The organism is Mesorhizobium sp. M0040 (assembly GCF_040323505.1).
In the GTDB taxonomy this organism is placed as follows: Bacteria; Pseudomonadota; Alphaproteobacteria; order Rhizobiales; family Rhizobiaceae; genus Mesorhizobium.
The window spans coordinates 13,286-28,823 of the sequence record NZ_JAMYVA010000060.1 but is presented as its reverse complement, the minus strand read 5'-3'; the positions used below and the strand labels follow the sequence as shown (position 1 = coordinate 28,823).

Below are 15,538 nucleotides of genomic sequence, written 5' to 3'. Positions count from 1 at the left end.
CAGCCGCCAATCCCGGCGGCAATGTGCGTGCCGGAAATGGCATTGCGACAGGGCGCATCGCGCGGGGCACGCGGCTTCGCGTGGTCGATGCGATTCTCACAGGTGTCCACCAGCCCGGCGAAAGCCATTTCGAGCTCCTGCGCGCCTTTGCCGACGATGCTCTGCTCGCCAAGGCCTCCGCAGCCTTCACCGCGTATCGATACCGCGCGCATGAATTCGGCGATTCCATGCTGCTCAATCGCCAACCGCCGCTTCTATCGCGCGAACAAAATCGGGGCGAGGGGCTCGAGACGAAGGCTTTACTCGAGGTGGGCCATGATGTCGGCAGGATCGGTGGTATTTCGTGCTCGGCGCGCAAGGAAGTCGGAGCTATGTTACAGCGGACCAAATTCGGCATTTGACCCAAAGTCGAAGTTCCGAAGCCCTCACATTGGGTCCGCATTGCGGGCGAAGCGGACAACATGGCTTGCCGGGCGTCAATGCTTCGATACGTGCCACGGCAGGCAGAGCCTAGCAGGGTCCCAAGAATCGCAGGATTTCGGCCGCGAGCGCATCCGGTGCTTCCTCAGCCATGTGGTGACCACAGTCCAGGCACTTCCCCTGCAGTCTCGCCGCCGTCCACGGTCGCCAAACTTCGAGAACATCGCCGTAAAGCCGCTCAAGGGTCCGAAACCGCTGCTCCTCTGACGCTTCTCCTTCGCACGGAGCTGTCGCAGCCCTCTTGGTGCGCGGACGCGCGGTGCGCACACAACTTGTGGCCCGATAACAGACCCGATAACAGAGTTGACAACTCTCTGCTGGTCAAAAACCTTCAAAGACGCCATCATGCAACAAAAATTGCAAGGATGTGCATCGTGGACGAGAAGGTCGAGGCTCCCAAGGACTATGAGGATCTCATCCGCGTGATACACGACCGGTATGATGGGATGAGCAAGTCGTACCAGAAGATTGCGTTGTACCTCACCCAAAATCCGAATGACGTCGCGGTGCGATCGGTGAACTCGATCGGGGAAGGCAGCGGCGTTCACGCGTCCAGCTTCGTCCGATTTGCCCAAGCATTGGGGTATGAAGGGTTCAAGGACCTGCAGAGCCTCTTCCAGAAACGATTGTCCACCGCGGCTCCCGGCTTCGAAGCCCGCGTCAAGGCGTTGGAGAAGGAACTGGGGGAGCGGACAGATCGCAGCGAGATGGGATTGATGCACGACCTGGTCGTCCGTGACATCGCGTCCCTGAAAGAGATGCTCACCGATCTTCAACCCGAGGATCTGGCAGAAGCCGTTAGCCTGCTCGAGAAGGCCGACGTCATCTATCTGATGGGACAACTTCGCTCGGCACCGGTCGTCGAACTCCTTCGCTATATACTGACCATGCTAGGTAAGCGCTGCGTGCTCCTGGATCCGGGCGGCGGACTGGCCACGCATATGGCCCGCGCGATGCGGAAGACGGACCTGCTGTTTGCGGTGTCGTTCCGCTTCTATGCGAACGAGGTCGTCAATGTTGTGGAAGAAGCCGTGGGGAGAGGTGTACCCATCGTGGCGATCTCGGACAGCACGCTGTCTCCATTGGCCAAGAGCGCGCGCGTTCTGTTCGCCGTACCGGAGCACGAATACACTTTCTCGCGCTCGCTGGCGGCTCCTATGTGTCTTGCGCAGGCTTTGACCGTGGCCTTGGCGGCCAGGCTTCAGAACAACGCAGTCGATCCCCGCATTCCAACGGTTACCGAGCGGTAGGGACTGCGAACCGCGAAACCTGGCCTCATTGCAGCATTTTCGGACCGCCGGCCGTCGATTCTCAATCAGTGTCGGAAGGCGAGAGCGCCATCGCCTTTTCAGGCACGGCCATGGGGCCGGATGCGGCACCGAGGACTGTCTGGTCGTAATCCACCACCGCACCTGTCATGAGCCCGGCATCGTCCGAAACGAGGAAGTTGACGGTGCGGGCGGCCTCGGCCGGATCGACCAGCCGGCCGAAAGGCAGGTTCGCAACGGCTTTCGCTTCCCAATTGGGATCGCCCGTCTCACTCGCCTGCAATTCTCGCTCGTTATCAGACGCCATCCAGCCGACATCCAGCTGGTTGACGCGGATGCGGTTCTTCATGACGGAAAACGCCGTGTTGCGGGTCAGCGTCGCCAGCGCCGCCTTAGTGGCACAGTAAACGTTGATGAAAGGCTGGCCGGCATGTTCCGAGATCGAGCCGATGTTGCAGATGGCGCCTTCAATGCCGTCGCGGATCATGCGGCGGATGGCCTCCTGCATCAGGAAGTAGGGTCCGCGCACGTTGACGGCGAACAGGGCGTCGAAAAGTTCGGGCGAGGTATCGAGGATGGTGCCACGGTCCGTGCGGGCACCGGCGTTCACCAGCACATGTATCTTGCCATAAACGCGCTCGGCCTCCGCCATCACGCTTCGGCAATCCTCGACTTTGCCGAGATCGGCCTTGACAAAGTGGACAGGCACGCCGGTGTCGTGCGTGATCGCCTCGGCCGCGGCACGGCCCTTCGCCTCGTTGCGGCCGAGAGTGACAAGACCGGCAGCGCCGGCTTCCGCCAGCCGGCGCGCAATGGCCGCTCCCAACCCCTGCGTTGAACCCGTGACAACGCAGACCTTTCCATCCATGCGATTCATACTTCAGCTCTCCACAGTGTAGCCAGCCGCGGCCATGACGCGCCGCAATTCCTTATGCCCGATCTTCGCCATTTCGAGTGGCGGACTTTTGACGGGATCCTGCTCGGCTTCAACGACGAACCAGCCTTCGTAACCGTAGGAGGCCAGCCGCTTCACGATCGCCTCGAAGTCGAGCGAGCCGTCACCGGGTACGGTGAAGGCCCCCTTTACCACTGCGTCGAGAAAACTTTCCCGGCTGCGGTCGAGCCCGTCCACGACCGCTTGGCGGATGTCCTTGGTGTGTACATGCGAAATGCGGGCGTGGTGCTTGTCCACCACCCGCAGCACGTCGCCGCCGGCAAAGGCCATATGGCCGGCATCGTAGAGCAGGGGCAGACCCTCGCCGGAATGCTTCATCAGCAGATCGACGTCCTGTTCGCTTTCGATCGGCGCGGCCATGTGGTGGTGGTAGCAAATCGGCATGCCCTGACCCGCGCACCATTCGCCGAAAGTGGTGAGCTTACGGCCGTAGGCCTTGATCTGATCGTCGTCGAGACGCGGGCGCATAGCCAGCGGCGTTCCGCGGTCGCCCTGAATGGTGCGACCCGTCTCGCCATAGACGATGCAGGGCGCGTTGGTCGCCTTGAACAACTCCATCTGCGCGGCGATGCGGTCCTTCTCTTCATCGATATTGCCGACCAGCAAGCGGCCGGAGAACCAGCCGCCACAGACGCTCATGGCATGCTGCCTCAGGATGGGCTCAAGCACCGACGCGTCCATCGGGAAGCGGCGGCCAGTCTCCATGCCGGTGAAGCCGGCCTCACGGGCCTGCCGCAGGCACTCCTCCAGCGAGACGTCGTCGCTCAGTTCGGGAAGGTCGTCGTTCCACCAGGCGATCGGCGCGATGCCAAGCTTGGCTCTCATCGTCATCTCCAATCATGATTTTCGAATGCTGCTGGCTGCCTGCGCAGCGACAAAAAACTGCCGGAACAATGCTCAGGGAGTTTTGCATCGTTCCGGCAGGGGACGCCCCCGCGCGCCCGAACGGTTCAGACACCCACGCGCTGCTTCTTGCGACCTTCGGTTTGCGCGGCATGCGCGTCGCGGACCTGCTGGCGCCCGCTGATCTCGGGCACGCCGACGTCCCACCATGCATCCCCGGGCGTCCAGCTGAAGGCGTCGGAGACGATGGTAATGACGGTGGTTCGGTCGGTGGTCTTCGCCCATTCGATCGCTTGGCCGAGATCGGCAAGGCTTTCGACACGCCGCGCCAGCGCGCCCATGGCTTCCGCGTGCTTGGCGAAGTCGACCGAGAACGGCTCCTTGACCCGGCAGTCCTTGATAAGGTTATTGAAGGAGGCGCCGCCCTTGGCGTTCTGCAGCCGATTGATCACCGCATAGCCGCCATTGTCGCATACCACGAGAATCATCTTGTGGCCGGCGAGCACCGACGAATAGATGTCGGAGTTCATCATCATGTAGGTGCCGTCGCCGATCATGACGATCGGCGTGCGGGTAGGGTCGGCCATGGCCGCGCCCCAGCCGGCAGAGATTTCATAACCCATGCAGGAGAAGCCGAACTCGCAGTCGAAAGTGTTGGGTTCCTTCACCCGCCAGTTCTTCATCACCTCGCCGGGCAGTCCGCCGGCCGCGGTGATCAGCAGGTCACGCTCGCCCGCCTTGGCGTTCACCACGCCTACGACCTGCGCATAGGTCGGGACCGGCTCGTTGGTCGGCTTCTGGAAGCCGTCAAGCATCGTGTTCCACTTGGCGAACTCGATGCGACCCTTGTCTGTCCAGGCCCTCTCCGCTTTCCAGTCGCCGAAGGCACCTTCGAGTTCGCTCACCGTCTCCAGCGCGTCGCCGACGACGGCGAGCGCCCGGTGCTTGGTGGCATCCCAGCGTGCGGCATTGATCGAGACGAACTTTGCGTCGGCCGAGAAGGCGCTCCAGGATCCGGTGGTGAAGTCCATGAGCCGTGTGCCGATGGCGATGATCACGTCGGCTTCCGCCGCCAGCGCGTTGGCGGAGGTTGAGCCGACGATGCCGATCGGTCCGACATGCGCGGGGTGGTCGTGCGTAACCGTGCCTTTGCCGGCAATCGTCTCCGCGAGCGGGATCCCATGCCTTTTGGCGAAATCGCCAAGAACCTTCTCGGCACCCGAATAACGCACGCCACCACCCGAGATGATCAGCGGCCGCTTTGCGCCTTTGAGGAGGCGCGTCGCTTCGGCGAGCCGGCTGCGATCGGGCCGGGGGCGCGGCACCTCATTCACCGTCTGTTCGAAGAAGGCTTCGGGATAATCCCAGGCGATCTCCTGCACATCCTGCGGCAAAGCGATGAAGGCAGGCCCGCAATCGGCCGGATCAAGCAGCACCGCAACCGCCTGCGGCAACGACGAGATGATCTGCTCGGGATGGACGATGCGGTCCCAGTAGCGCGTGACCGCCTTAAAGGCGTCATTGACGTTGATGGTCGGGTCGCCGAAGTGCTCGACCTGCTGCATGACCGGATCGGGCCGGCGACTGACGAAGGTGTCGCCTGAGAGCATCAGCACCGGCAGCCGGTTCGAATGGGCGACACCCGCCGCCGTCACCATGTTCAGCGCACCCGGACCGATCGAGGTCGCCGCAACCATGATCTGGCGCCGGCGCTTCGCCTTTGCAAAGCCGATCGCTGCAAGCGCCATCGACTGCTCATTCTGGCCGCGCCAGGTCGGCAGCACGTGCTTCACCGCCTCGAGTGCTTCAGAAAGGCACGTCACGTTGCCGTGCCCGAAGATGGCGAAGACTCCCGGAAAAAGCGGAACTTTCTCGCCGTCGACGACCGTGAACTGGTTGCACAGATAGCGCACGAGCGCCTGTGCCATGGTCAGACGGACGGTGGCCCTGGTCATCTTTGTCTCCTCCCTAACGACGGTCTTTTCAAATCTATACGGAATGCCCATTGACAAATCAATATGTTTGCAACGATCATTGCAAAAATTCAAACCGGGAGGACTTCTTGCTCAGGATAGCTGTGCTCGGCTGCGGTCGGATTGGCAGGATGCATGCGGCAAACATCGCCGCACATCCTCGTGCGGAACTAGCCACCGTCTATGACATCGACGAATCGTCCGCGGAGACTGTCGCGGCGCGGCACGGCGTTCGCGCTTCGGGATCCGCGGACGAGGTATTTGCCTCGGCAGATGTAGATGCGGTCCTTGTCGCGACGGTGACTGACACGCATGCCGACTACATCGAAAAGGCGGTGGCCGCTGGCAAACCCGTGCTCTGCGAGAAGCCGATCGATCTTAGCCTGGAAAGGGTGAACCGTTGCGCCGAAGCAATTTTGTCCAAGGGCGTGCCGGTCCAGATCGGCTTCAACCGACGTTTCGACCCCGGTCATCGTGCGGCGTGGAACGCCGTACGATCCGGCGAGATCGGCGACCTGCACCAGGTTATTATCACCTCGCGTGATCCGGGCATGCCGCCCCGTTCCTACTACGAGGTCGCGGGCGGGCTTTTTCGCGACATGACGATCCACGATTTCGACCTGGCCCGCTTCATGCTGGGAGAGGAGCCGGAGGAGGTGTTCGCCATCGGTGGCCGGCTGATCGACCCGGCCATGATGGCGGAGCTGAACGACTACGACAGCGTCATGGTCGTGATGCGGACCAAAAGCGGCAAGCAGTGCCACATCAACAACTCCCGAACCTCCACTTATGGCTACGACCAGCGCGTCGAGTTGCTGGGCAGCACCGGCATGGTGATCAGCGGCAACAGGAAGCCTCACGAACTGCGCCGCTACTCGGTCGCGCAAACCGAAGCCGCCGCGCCTTATCTCGACTTCTTCATCGAGCGATACCGCGAAGCGTTCGATGCCGAGATCGACGCCTTCGTCACCTGCGTCGAGAAGGGCGAGCCGCCGCTGGTCGGTTTTGAGGACGGGCGCCGCGCCCTGATCCTGGCTGAGGCGGCGATGAAATCGGCGGTCGAAGGCCGCTTCGTGAAGGTCAGCGAGATCGGATAAGCCATGTACGCGAACTACGGACTGTTCATCGACGGGAAGTGGCGCAAGGCATCCGACGGCGGGACGGCGCCGGTGACGAGCCCGGTGACGGAAAAGCCGCTGGGCGAGGCTCCGGTCGCCACCCGCGCGGACACGGAAGAGGCGCTGGTTAGCGCCGCCCGTGGGTTTTCCGCATGGAAATCCAAGGGTGGTTTTGAGCGCGCGTCCGCCCTGCATGCTATCGCGGACGAGATGATCCGCCGCAAGGACGAAGCCGCGCGGATGATCTCCAGCGAGACCGGCAAACCTATTGCCCAGTCCGAGCGCGAATGGGGGCTGGCGGTCGATCAGTTCCGCTGGTACGCCGAGGAGGCCCGCCGGATCTATGGGCGCGTCATCGAATCGCGCGTGCCCGGCGGTCGTTTCGAAGTTCTGCACGAGCCTGTCGGGATCGCAGCCGCCTTCACCGCCTGGAACTTTCCGGCGGCACTGGTCGCCCGCAAGGTGGCGCCGGCGCTTGGCGCTGGCTGCTCGACCATCGTCCGGCCGTCAAGTCAGACGCCCGGGACGGCGATGCTGATGGTCGACTGCATCCGCGCCTGCAATCTTCCTGCCGGCACCGTCAGCCTGGTCGTTGGGCCCACGAGCACGACCTATGCGCCGATCATGGCTTCGCCGGCGGTGCGCAAGGTGTCCCTCACCGGCTCGACCCGCGTCGGCCAGCAGATGATCCGCGATGCTGCCGACACGGTGAAGAAGGTGTCTATGGAGCTTGGCGGCAACGCGCCCCTGATCGTCTTCGACGACGCCGATCTGGATGCCGCGCTCAACGTCTCCATGCCGACCAAATACGCCAATTCCGGCCAGGTCTGCGTCACACCGGATCGTTTCTTCGTCCACGAAAGCCTGCACGACGCCTTCGTCGAGGGCTTTGTGCAACGCGCCAAAGCGTTGAAACTGGGCGACGGGCTCGACCCATCCGTGCAGATGGGCCCGCTCATCAATGCCGGCCGGCTTTCCGAGATCGAAGACATCGTGTCCGACGCTATGAAAGCCGGTGCGAAGCTCGTCGCGGGTGGCCATCGGGTTGCGGCGTTCAATGCCGGCCATTTTCATGAGCCCACGGTCCTGACCGATGTTGCCGACGACATGAGGGTCTTTGCCGAGGAGAATTTCGGGCCGATCGCGGCGATCACCCGGTTTTCCTCGGATGAGGAGGCGCTCGAGCGGGCGAATGCTTCGCCAATGGGATTGTCGGCCTATGCCTTCACGTCGAGCCCGAAGCGTGCGCGCCGCACGGTAGCCGAGCTGAAGGCAGGCATGGTGGGCATCAACAGCTTCGCTCTCGCCGCATCGGAAGCGCCGTTCGGCGGCACGAAATATTCCGGAATGGGTCGCGAAGGCGGCAGCGAAGGTATCGGTGACTACCTCGACACCAAGCTTGCGCAGATCGTGTTCTGAGGAGGCCGCCTTGATCAAGAACGAGCTCAAGCAGATCTGGGCCGAAGGGCGGCCCACGATCAATGGCTGGCTTTCGATCGGCAGTCCATTCACCGCCGAGATCATGGCCGCGCAGGGCTATGACAGCGTGAGCATCGATGTCCAGCACGGCGCGCTCGACTATTCGATGCTGCTTCCGATGTTCCAGGCGATGCGTGCATCCAGGGTGGTGCCCATGGCGCGCGTGCCGTGGCTGGAGCCGGGCATCATCATGAAGGTGCTGGATGCCGGCGCCTATGGCGTGATCTGTCCCATGATCAACACGCCGGAACAGGCGGCTCAGCTCGTCAGCTACCTGCGCTATCCGCCGGCCGGCCAGCGCAGTTTTGGGCCGACGCGTGCCAACTTCTCGGCGGGTGCCAACTACGCGGCCGAAGCCAATGACGAGATCCTGGCTTTCGCCATGGTCGAGACCGCCGAGGCGATGCGCAATCTCGATGCGATCGCCGCAACGCCAGGGCTCGACGGCATCTATGTCGGTCCCGCAGACCTGACCTTCAGCCTGCACCAGGGGCGTCTCGCGCCGTCCTTCGATCGCGAGGAGCCTGACATGATCGCCGCTCTGCGGACGATCATTGCGGCCTGCAAGAGGAACGGCAAACGCGCCGCGCTCCATTGCGGCACGGCCGACTACGCCGCACGTGCCATCGAATGGGGTTTCGACATGACCACCGTGTCAGGCGACTCCCGCCTGCTCGCAGCAGCGGCCCAGGCGTGTGTTGCCCGCTTTCGCGAATTGACCGGCGCGAAGCCCGCCTCTCTTGAAGCCGGCAAGGGAGGCTATTGATGCCGCACGTTCTGGTCGCCGGAAAACTTCATCCGAGCGGCATCGAACTTCTCGATGCGTCGCCCGGCGTCACCTACGACTATGTCGAAGATGTCTCCGAACCAAGCTACGCACCTCTGATCGGCAAGGCCGATGGCCTCGTCATTCGCACCCAGCCCTTGTCGGCTCCGACCGTCGCACGCGCCGAGAGGTTGAAGATCGTCTCGCGCCATGGCGTCGGCTACGACGCTGTGGATCTATCCTCCCTCAATCGGCGCGGGATCGCTCTCGCGATCGTCGGCGATGTGAACTCGGTGTCGGTGGCCGAGCACGCCATGATGCTGTTGCTGGCGGCAACCAAGCGGCTGATCCGAGCGGATCGTTCGGTGCGCGGTAACGAATGGGGTTGGCGCAACCGGCTGGAGCCAAGCGAACTCTCGGGCAAGCGGCTTCTGATCCTCGGGTTCGGCCGGATCGGCCGCCACCTGGCGCGCATGGCGGCGGCATTCGGCATGGACGTGCGTGCCTATGATCCATTCCTTGAGAGGCAAGGCTGGCCGGAGGGGCCGGTCGCGCCGGTGAGCGATTTGCAAACGGGACTCGCCTGGGCCGATGCGATCTCCGTCAACGTACCCAAGGCCGAGCGCCCGGTGATCGGCCCCGTGGAACTCTCGGCGATGAAACCGACTGCTGTTCTCATCAACACAGCGCGGGGCGGCATCGTCGACGAGGCGGCGCTGATCGCGGCGCTGCGAGCGGGGCGCATCGCAGCGGCCGGTATCGACGTCTTCGACGATGAACCACCCGCCGCGGACCATCCGCTCTTCGGCTTCGACCAGGTGATTCTGACGCCGCACATTGCCGGGCTCACCGCCGAATGCGGCGAGCGCATGGCAATCTCGTCCGTGCAGAACGTGCTCGATTTTTTCGCCGGGCGGATCGACTCAGCGCTGGTGGTAAACGGAGCCGAGTTGAATGGCCGGTGAAAAACCTCAACTCAGAATCGGCCTGATCGGCACCGGCTTCATGGGCAAGACCCATGTGTTCGGCTTTGCTGCCGCACAACGTGTCTTCGATCTTCCCTACGAACTGGTGCTCCACACGGTTGCGGACAGAACCGAGGACCTCGCCGCGCAGGCGGCGCAGGCCTTGGGGTTCGCGCGGGCGAGCGGGGACTGGAGGCGTCTGGTCGAGGACCCGGAGATCGATATGATCGATATCACGGCGCCGAACGGCTTCCACAAGGAGATGGCGCTCGCCGCCATTGCCGCCGGCAAGCACGTCTATTGCGAGAAGCCGCTGGCGCCCCTTGCGGCGGATGCCCGACGGATGGCCGAGGCGGCGGAAGCGGCCGGCGTCAGGACGCAGGTCGGGTTCAATTATCTCTGCAACCCGCTGCTCGCGCTGGCGCGGCAGATGATCCGCGCGGGCGAGTTGGGCGAGATCCGCAGCTATCGCGGCATTCACGCCGAGGACTACATGGCGGATGCGGAAAGCCCATTTACCTTCCGGCACGATCCTGTCGGCGGTGGCGCATTGGCGGATCTGGGCAGCCATGCTCTGGCCACGGCGGAGTTTCTGCTTGGCTCGGTGGAACGGGTCCTCGGCGATTCCGTCACCGTCATAGCGAGCCGTCCGGATGGCCGAGGCGGGCGCCGGACCATCGAGGTCGACGACATCGGTCGCGCATTTCTGCGGTTTGCCAATGGTGCATCCGGCAGCATCGAAGCGAGCTGGGTCGCCACCGGCCGCAAGATGCAGCACGATTTCGAGGTTTATGGCACCAAGGGGGCGCTCGTCTTCAGCCAGGAGCGCTTCAACGAGCTGCATTTCTACAGCACGGCCGATCCCGGCGGCCGGCGTGGCTTTCGGCGCATCGAGGCCGGTCCGGATCACGATCCCTATGGACTCTTCTGCGTCGCACCAGGCCATCAGCTCGGCTTCAACGATCTGAAGGCTATCGAGATTGCGCGGTTCGTCGATGCGATCGCCGGGAAGCGAGACGAGTCTTTCGGCTTCCGGGCCGGCCAACGCATCCAGGAACTCGTGGAGGCAATTCAGGGCTCGGCCCGGGAGAGCAAGTGGCTGCGAACAGACTGATGCGAGGGAGAGTTGGTCGCCGCCCCGCATGCGTCTGAAATAAACGTTGCATGTTTGTACATTTTGCAATATAGATTGCAGCTGGAGAGAGGTACGTCGGCTGAGTGCTCAAGTCGACGTCGCACAGGGAGGAGAATGTGTCTGTGCTGGACGTACGAAGCGTCTCGAAAAGCTTTGGTGCTATCCGCGCCTTGTCAGATGTTAGCTTCGCGGTTGCTGCCGGCGAGGTGGTTGGCCTGATGGGCGACAACGGTGCCGGGAAATCGACCATGGTGAAGCTGATTGCGGGGAACTTCCCACCCTCCGACGGCGAAATCGCGGTGGACGGCAAGGTCTGCCATTTCCACAAGCCGATCGAGGCACGGGGCGAAGGGATCGAGGTCGTCTATCAAGATCTGGCCTTGGCCGACAATCTGACGGCCGCCCAAAATGTCTTTCTCGGCCGCGAGATGAAGAAGGGGTTTTGGCCGCTCCGCGTGCTCGACAAGCAGGCGATGATCAACCGCTCGGCAAAACTGTTCGCGGAGCTGAAGTCGGAGACGCGGCCGCGCGATCTGGTCAAAAAAATGTCAGGCGGCCAGCGGCAGGCGGTCGCCATTGCCCGCACCCGGCTATCCAACTCCAAGCTCGTGCTGATGGATGAGCCGACCGCGGCGATTTCGGTCCGCCAGGTAGCCGAGGTGCTGGAGCTGATCCGGCGGCTCAAATCGCAAAATGTGTCGGTAATGCTGATCAGCCACCGCATGCCCGATGTGTTCGCGGTCTGCGACCGCATCATCGTGCTGAGACGCGGCTCGAAAGTGGCCGACAAGGCGACGGAGAAGACATCGCCGGAGGAGATCACCGGCCTAATTACGGGAGCGATCCGTGATGCATAGCCAGAGCGACATGCTGAAGGAAGGCCATGCGTCCATCGGTGATGTGGTCGGCATAATAGAGCAGAGCGTTTTCCAGAAGATGATCGCCAGCCAGGCCTTCTGGGTCGCGATCGCGCTTTTCGTGTTGGTGGTCTTCATGACGTGGCTGGAGCCCAGCTTCGGCACGGTCGACAACGTTACCAACACCACCCGCAATTTTGCACCTATCGCCATCATGGGGCTGGGCATGACGGTGGTGCTGATCACCGGCGGCATCGATCTGTCGGTCGGCTCGGTGATGGGGCTGGTCGCGATCGTCGCCGGCCTGCTGCTCACTTGGCACCAGCCTTGGTATGTGGCGTTTGGCGCGGGTCTGCTCGCAGGCATCGCCTGCGGAGCCTTTAACGGTTTCTTCGTGGCCTATATCGGCATGCCGTCCTTCGTGGTGACGCTAGGCATGCTGTCGATCGCGCGCTCGCTGGCGGTCGTGCTGTCCGGCAACCAGATGCTTTACCAGTTCGGACCCGATGCGCCGATCGTCAAGGCCATCGGCCAGGCCAAATGGCCGAGGCACACGCCTGACGGCTGGGTGCCTCATTGGATCCCGGAACTGTCCTCGCAGTTCTGGGTGATGGTGATCCTCGCGCTCATCGTCGGCTCCGTCTTCATTTTCACCGCCTGGGCGCGCCACCTCTTCGCGATCGGCGGCAACGAGAACGCCTCGCGGATGACCGGCGTCCCCGTCGACTGGATCAAATTCCAGGCCTATGTCTTCTGCGCATTTACCGCATCGATCGCGTCCCTGCTGCTGCTCGGCTACAGCGGCTCGGCCATCAACGCGATGGGAACCGGCTACGAGTTGAGGGTGATCGCCGGCACCGTCATCGGGGGGGCCAGCCTGATGGGCGGCTACGGAACCGCGTTTGGCGCTGTGATCGGTTCGGCCTTCCTCGAGGTCATCCGCAACGCGCTGCTGATGGCCGGGATCGATTCGAACTGGCAGGGCGCCTTTGTCGGGGCCTTCATCATTCTTGCCGTGCTTCTCGGCATGCAGACCTCGGGCAAGTCGCTGCGGGCGACGCTGGAGGGTATGTTTACCTGGAAGCGCAAATAGAATCCGGCGGCCGCAAGCCGTCGGGGATAGTGGACGTCAAAACAAAGTGGAGGAACAGGTGAAAAAATACATTCTGACGGCGGCCGTGGCGTTTTCCGCGCTGATGGCAGGGCAGGCCTATGCCCAGCAGAAATACGTCTTCGCCCTTGTGCCGAAGAACATGAACAATCCTTTCTTCGACCAGGCTCGTGACGGCTGCAAGAAGGCCGAAGCCGAATCCAGCGGCGCGATCGAATGCATGTATATCGGCCCCGGCGAGCATGGCGGCGGCGAGGAGCAGGTGCAGATCGTGCAGGACCTGGTGGCCAAGAAGGTCGACGGCATCGCCGTCGCCCCGTCGAACGCCGCGGCAATGGCCGTCGCGCTTCAGGCCGCCAAGGAAGCGGGCATTCCCGTGCTTACCTGGGACTCGGATGTGCTACCGGAGAACAAGGACCTGCGTGTCGCCTATATCGGCACGCACAATTACGAAATTGGCGTCAACCTCGCCAAGATCGTGCAGACCATCAAGCCGAAAGGCGGCACCATCTGTATCCAGTCGGGCGGAGCTGCCGCGGCCAACCACAATGAGCGCATGAAGGGTATACGCGATACGCTGGCCGGCAAGGAGTCGGCCGCCTCGCCAGGTGATGCCCTGACCGGCCAGAACGGCTGGACGGAAGCACCGGGCTGCCCTCTCTATACCAACGACGACTTCCCTCTGTCGGTTCAGCAGTTCCAGGACTTCATGGCGAAGACGCCAAACCTCGACGCCTTCGTGCCGACAGGCGGCTTTCCGCAATTCATACCGGATGCGAATCGCGCTGCGGTCGAGCCGTACAAGGATAAGATCGCCAAGAAGGAGCTGGCTCTGGTCGTCGCCGACACGCTGCCGGTGCAGATGGACCAGATGAAGGAAGGCCTGTCGCTCGGCCAGGTCGGACAGCGGCCGTTCGAAATGGGCTACAAGACCATGCTGGCGCTGAAGGACATCAAGGACGGCAAGCCCGCGCCGGCCGACCCGACCTACACCGGTCTCGACGTCTGCACCCCCGAAACCGCCGACACCTGCATCGGAAAGTAGGCGGGGGGCGCAACTCTGCAGCGGGCGAGGGATGACTCTTGCCCGCCTTTGCCCCTGAGAGGCGACAACAGACCCATCGAGCGACTGGCTCAAATCGACCGCTGCCGTCAGGCCTCAGAGACGCTCCGCTGGCCACGGCGTGACCATTTTTAGACGAGTGCCGGGAGTGATCCCATTCGGGAGGAGCAATTGAGAAAGATACGATATGCCGTGGTGGGCGCGGGCTGGATCACACAGGAAGCCTTTATGCCCGGTGTGTCCCAGACCGGAAACTCGACAATCACGGCGATCGTCAGCGGCTCGGCCAAAAACGCCGCCAAGCTCGCCGAATTCTACGGCGTGGAACACGTCTTCAGCTATGAGCAGTACGACCAGATGCTCGCATCGGACGTCGCCGATGCAGTTTACGTGGCATTGCCGAACTCCATGCATGCCGACTATGCGATCCGAGCCCTGAGAGCCGGCAAGCACGCGCTCGTTGAGAAGCCGCTGGCCACGACCGAGGCGGAATGCGAGGCGATGATCGCCGCCGCCAATGAGAGCGGAGCGTACCTGATGACGGCGTATCGGCTGCACAACGAGCCCGGCACTGTCGAGGTGCTGGAGCGCATCCGCAGCGGTGAGATCGGCGATCCCCGCATCTTTGCCGCGGTCTTCTCCTTCGTAGCGTCGTCCGACAATCACCGCCTCAAGGCCGCCTATTGGGGCGGTCCCTTGCAGGACATCGGCGTCTACTGCCTGAATGCCGCGCGCCATATCTTTGCCACTGAGCCGATCGAGGCAGTCGCGGTAAGGAGTTTCGGCAGCGCCTCAGTCGGGGAGGTAGAGGAAAGCATTGCCGTGACGTTGCGCTTCCCCGAGGGCCGGCTTGCACAGTTCATTGCCAGCTTCGGCGCGGACAATTCGGATTTTTACCACGTGGCCGGAACGAAGGGGAGCGTAACGGCCGACCCTGGCTTCCGTTTCGAGACTGCCGTGCAAATGAAGCTTCGGCATGGCGACATCAGAACCGAAAAGACGTTCCCGCAGACAGACCATTTCGCCGGACAGACCGCGTATTTCTCCGACTGCATCCTGAATGCACAACCGCCTGAAGCCGACGGTGGAGAAGGATTTGCCGACGTGCGCGCCCTGCTTGCCATTGAGCGCGCCGCCAGCACCGGTCAGCCTCAGAAGATAGACACGCCGGCACGGCAGGTTCATCCTACTGCGGATATGATCCGCATCTTGCCTACAACGGACCAGCGGCTGCTTCTCTGACGCGCTTTCGCCCGCGGAGCCGGCCAGGATTCATTGCGAGAAGCGTCTCACGAAACGGCATCGCGTACCGCGTTGTACCGTGCAACCGTTCATGCGGAGGCAGTCACGATCTTGTTTCCGAACGTGCTCGACGGGCTGCGCTGGGTGAAATTCATCCAGGCGGCCGCCGACTCGCACGAGGCCGGAAAAGCCCGGACAACCGGCTGGCTTGACTGAACGCATTGGAATAATACGGAGGTCAACTTGAGTATACGCGTTGGAATTATCGGCGTAGGGGTAATGG

Annotated in this window: 14 protein-coding genes; 11 read left to right on the top strand and 3 right to left on the bottom strand. The window is 62.7% G+C overall.

Annotated features, from left to right (window positions below; all coding sequences use genetic code 11):
• Window positions 1–23: 23 nt before the first annotated feature.
• Together NKJ91_RS29615 and NKJ91_RS29610 are read left to right on the top strand one after the other, a co-directional pair.
• The gene (locus tag NKJ91_RS29615; protein WP_352458356.1) at window positions 24–401 is read left to right on the top strand and encodes an S-adenosylmethionine:tRNA ribosyltransferase-isomerase; all 378 of its coding nucleotides are present in this window, start codon (window positions 24–26) and stop codon (window positions 399–401) included.
• A 453-nt stretch (window positions 402–854) separates the two neighbouring features.
• The gene (locus NKJ91_RS29610) at window positions 855–1,730 is read left to right on the top strand and encodes a MurR/RpiR family transcriptional regulator (protein ID WP_245274693.1); all 876 of its coding nucleotides are present in this window, start codon (window positions 855–857) and stop codon (window positions 1,728–1,730) included.
• A 61-nt stretch (window positions 1,731–1,791) separates the two neighbouring features.
• Here the strand turns inward: NKJ91_RS29610 and NKJ91_RS29605 are convergent, their stop codons facing one another.
• The 3 genes from NKJ91_RS29605 to iolD all read right to left on the bottom strand — a co-directional run bounded on the left by NKJ91_RS29605 (window position 1,792) and on the right by iolD (window position 5,501).
• Window positions 1,792–2,625: an SDR family oxidoreductase gene (locus NKJ91_RS29605; protein WP_023676598.1), complete on the bottom strand. Its 834-nt coding sequence runs from the start codon at window positions 2,623–2,625 to the stop codon at window positions 1,792–1,794.
• A gap of 3 nt (window positions 2,626–2,628) precedes the next feature.
• A complete protein-coding gene (gene iolE, locus NKJ91_RS29600) occupies window positions 2,629–3,528 on the bottom strand; it encodes a myo-inosose-2 dehydratase (protein ID WP_352458354.1) in 900 nt (299 codons plus the stop codon).
• 125 nt (window positions 3,529–3,653) lie between these two features.
• A complete protein-coding gene (gene iolD / locus NKJ91_RS29595) occupies window positions 3,654–5,501 on the bottom strand; it encodes a 3D-(3,5/4)-trihydroxycyclohexane-1,2-dione acylhydrolase (decyclizing) (RefSeq protein WP_352458353.1) in 1,848 nt (615 codons plus the stop codon).
• A 107-nt stretch (window positions 5,502–5,608) separates the two neighbouring features.
• Between iolD and iolG the strand changes: the two genes are divergently transcribed.
• The 9 genes from iolG to NKJ91_RS29550 all read left to right on the top strand — a co-directional run bounded on the left by iolG (window position 5,609) and on the right by NKJ91_RS29550 (window position 15,255).
• Window positions 5,609–6,616 carry an inositol 2-dehydrogenase gene (gene iolG, locus NKJ91_RS29590; RefSeq protein ID WP_352458352.1) on the top strand — a complete coding sequence of 336 codons (1,008 nt, stop codon included), beginning with the start codon at window positions 5,609–5,611 and terminating at the stop codon, window positions 6,614–6,616.
• A gap of 3 nt (window positions 6,617–6,619) precedes the next feature.
• On the top strand, window positions 6,620–8,056 hold the full coding sequence (locus tag NKJ91_RS29585; protein ID WP_352458351.1) for an NAD-dependent succinate-semialdehyde dehydrogenase: 1,437 nt from the start codon (window positions 6,620–6,622) through the stop codon (window positions 8,054–8,056).
• Window positions 8,057–8,066: 10 nt separating this feature from the next.
• Entirely contained in the window at window positions 8,067–8,882 is an 816-nt protein-coding gene (locus NKJ91_RS29580; RefSeq protein WP_352458350.1) for an HpcH/HpaI aldolase family protein, read from the top strand.
• Window positions 8,882–9,847 (top strand): hydroxyacid dehydrogenase, encoded by a 966-nt coding sequence (locus NKJ91_RS29575; protein WP_023676592.1) that lies wholly within the window; start codon window positions 8,882–8,884, stop codon window positions 9,845–9,847. Before NKJ91_RS29580 ends, NKJ91_RS29575 begins: the two co-directional genes overlap by 1 nt.
• Entirely contained in the window at window positions 9,837–10,961 is a 1,125-nt protein-coding gene (locus tag NKJ91_RS29570; RefSeq protein WP_352458349.1) for a Gfo/Idh/MocA family protein, read from the top strand. The genes NKJ91_RS29575 and NKJ91_RS29570 overlap by 11 nt, the downstream gene beginning before the upstream one ends.
• 137 nt (window positions 10,962–11,098) lie before the next feature.
• The gene (locus NKJ91_RS29565) at window positions 11,099–11,839 is read left to right on the top strand and encodes an ATP-binding cassette domain-containing protein (protein WP_023676590.1); all 741 of its coding nucleotides are present in this window, start codon (window positions 11,099–11,101) and stop codon (window positions 11,837–11,839) included.
• Window positions 11,832–12,932 (top strand): ABC transporter permease, encoded by a 1,101-nt coding sequence (locus NKJ91_RS29560; protein ID WP_156937342.1) that lies wholly within the window; start codon window positions 11,832–11,834, stop codon window positions 12,930–12,932. Before NKJ91_RS29565 ends, NKJ91_RS29560 begins: the two co-directional genes overlap by 8 nt.
• Before the next feature lie 58 nt (window positions 12,933–12,990).
• Window positions 12,991–13,995: a substrate-binding domain-containing protein gene (locus NKJ91_RS29555; protein WP_023676588.1), complete on the top strand. Its 1,005-nt coding sequence runs from the start codon at window positions 12,991–12,993 to the stop codon at window positions 13,993–13,995.
• Between the two features lie 210 nt (window positions 13,996–14,205).
• Window positions 14,206–15,255, top strand: a complete 1,050-nt coding sequence (locus tag NKJ91_RS29550; RefSeq protein WP_352449985.1) for a Gfo/Idh/MocA family protein — start codon at window positions 14,206–14,208, stop codon at window positions 15,253–15,255.
• Window positions 15,256–15,538 lie beyond the last annotated feature (283 nt).

Excerpts from the sequence above, each read along its gene's own strand:
- NKJ91_RS29605 (WP_023676598.1), bottom strand. The coding sequence starts at position 2,625 with ATGAATCGCATGGATGGAAAGGTCTGCGTTGTCACGGGTTCAACGCAG.
- iolE (WP_352458354.1), bottom strand. The coding sequence starts at position 3,528 with ATGAGAGCCAAGCTTGGCATCGCGCCGATCGCCTGGTGGAACGACGAC.
- iolD (WP_352458353.1), bottom strand. The coding sequence starts at position 5,501 with ATGACCAGGGCCACCGTCCGTCTGACCATGGCACAGGCGCTCGTGCGC.
- NKJ91_RS29585 (WP_352458351.1), top strand. The coding sequence starts at position 6,620 with ATGTACGCGAACTACGGACTGTTCATCGACGGGAAGTGGCGCAAGGCA.
- NKJ91_RS29575 (WP_023676592.1), top strand. The coding sequence starts at position 8,882 with ATGCCGCACGTTCTGGTCGCCGGAAAACTTCATCCGAGCGGCATCGAA.
- NKJ91_RS29570 (WP_352458349.1), top strand. The coding sequence starts at position 9,837 with ATGGCCGGTGAAAAACCTCAACTCAGAATCGGCCTGATCGGCACCGGC.
- NKJ91_RS29560 (WP_156937342.1), top strand. The coding sequence starts at position 11,832 with ATGCATAGCCAGAGCGACATGCTGAAGGAAGGCCATGCGTCCATCGGT.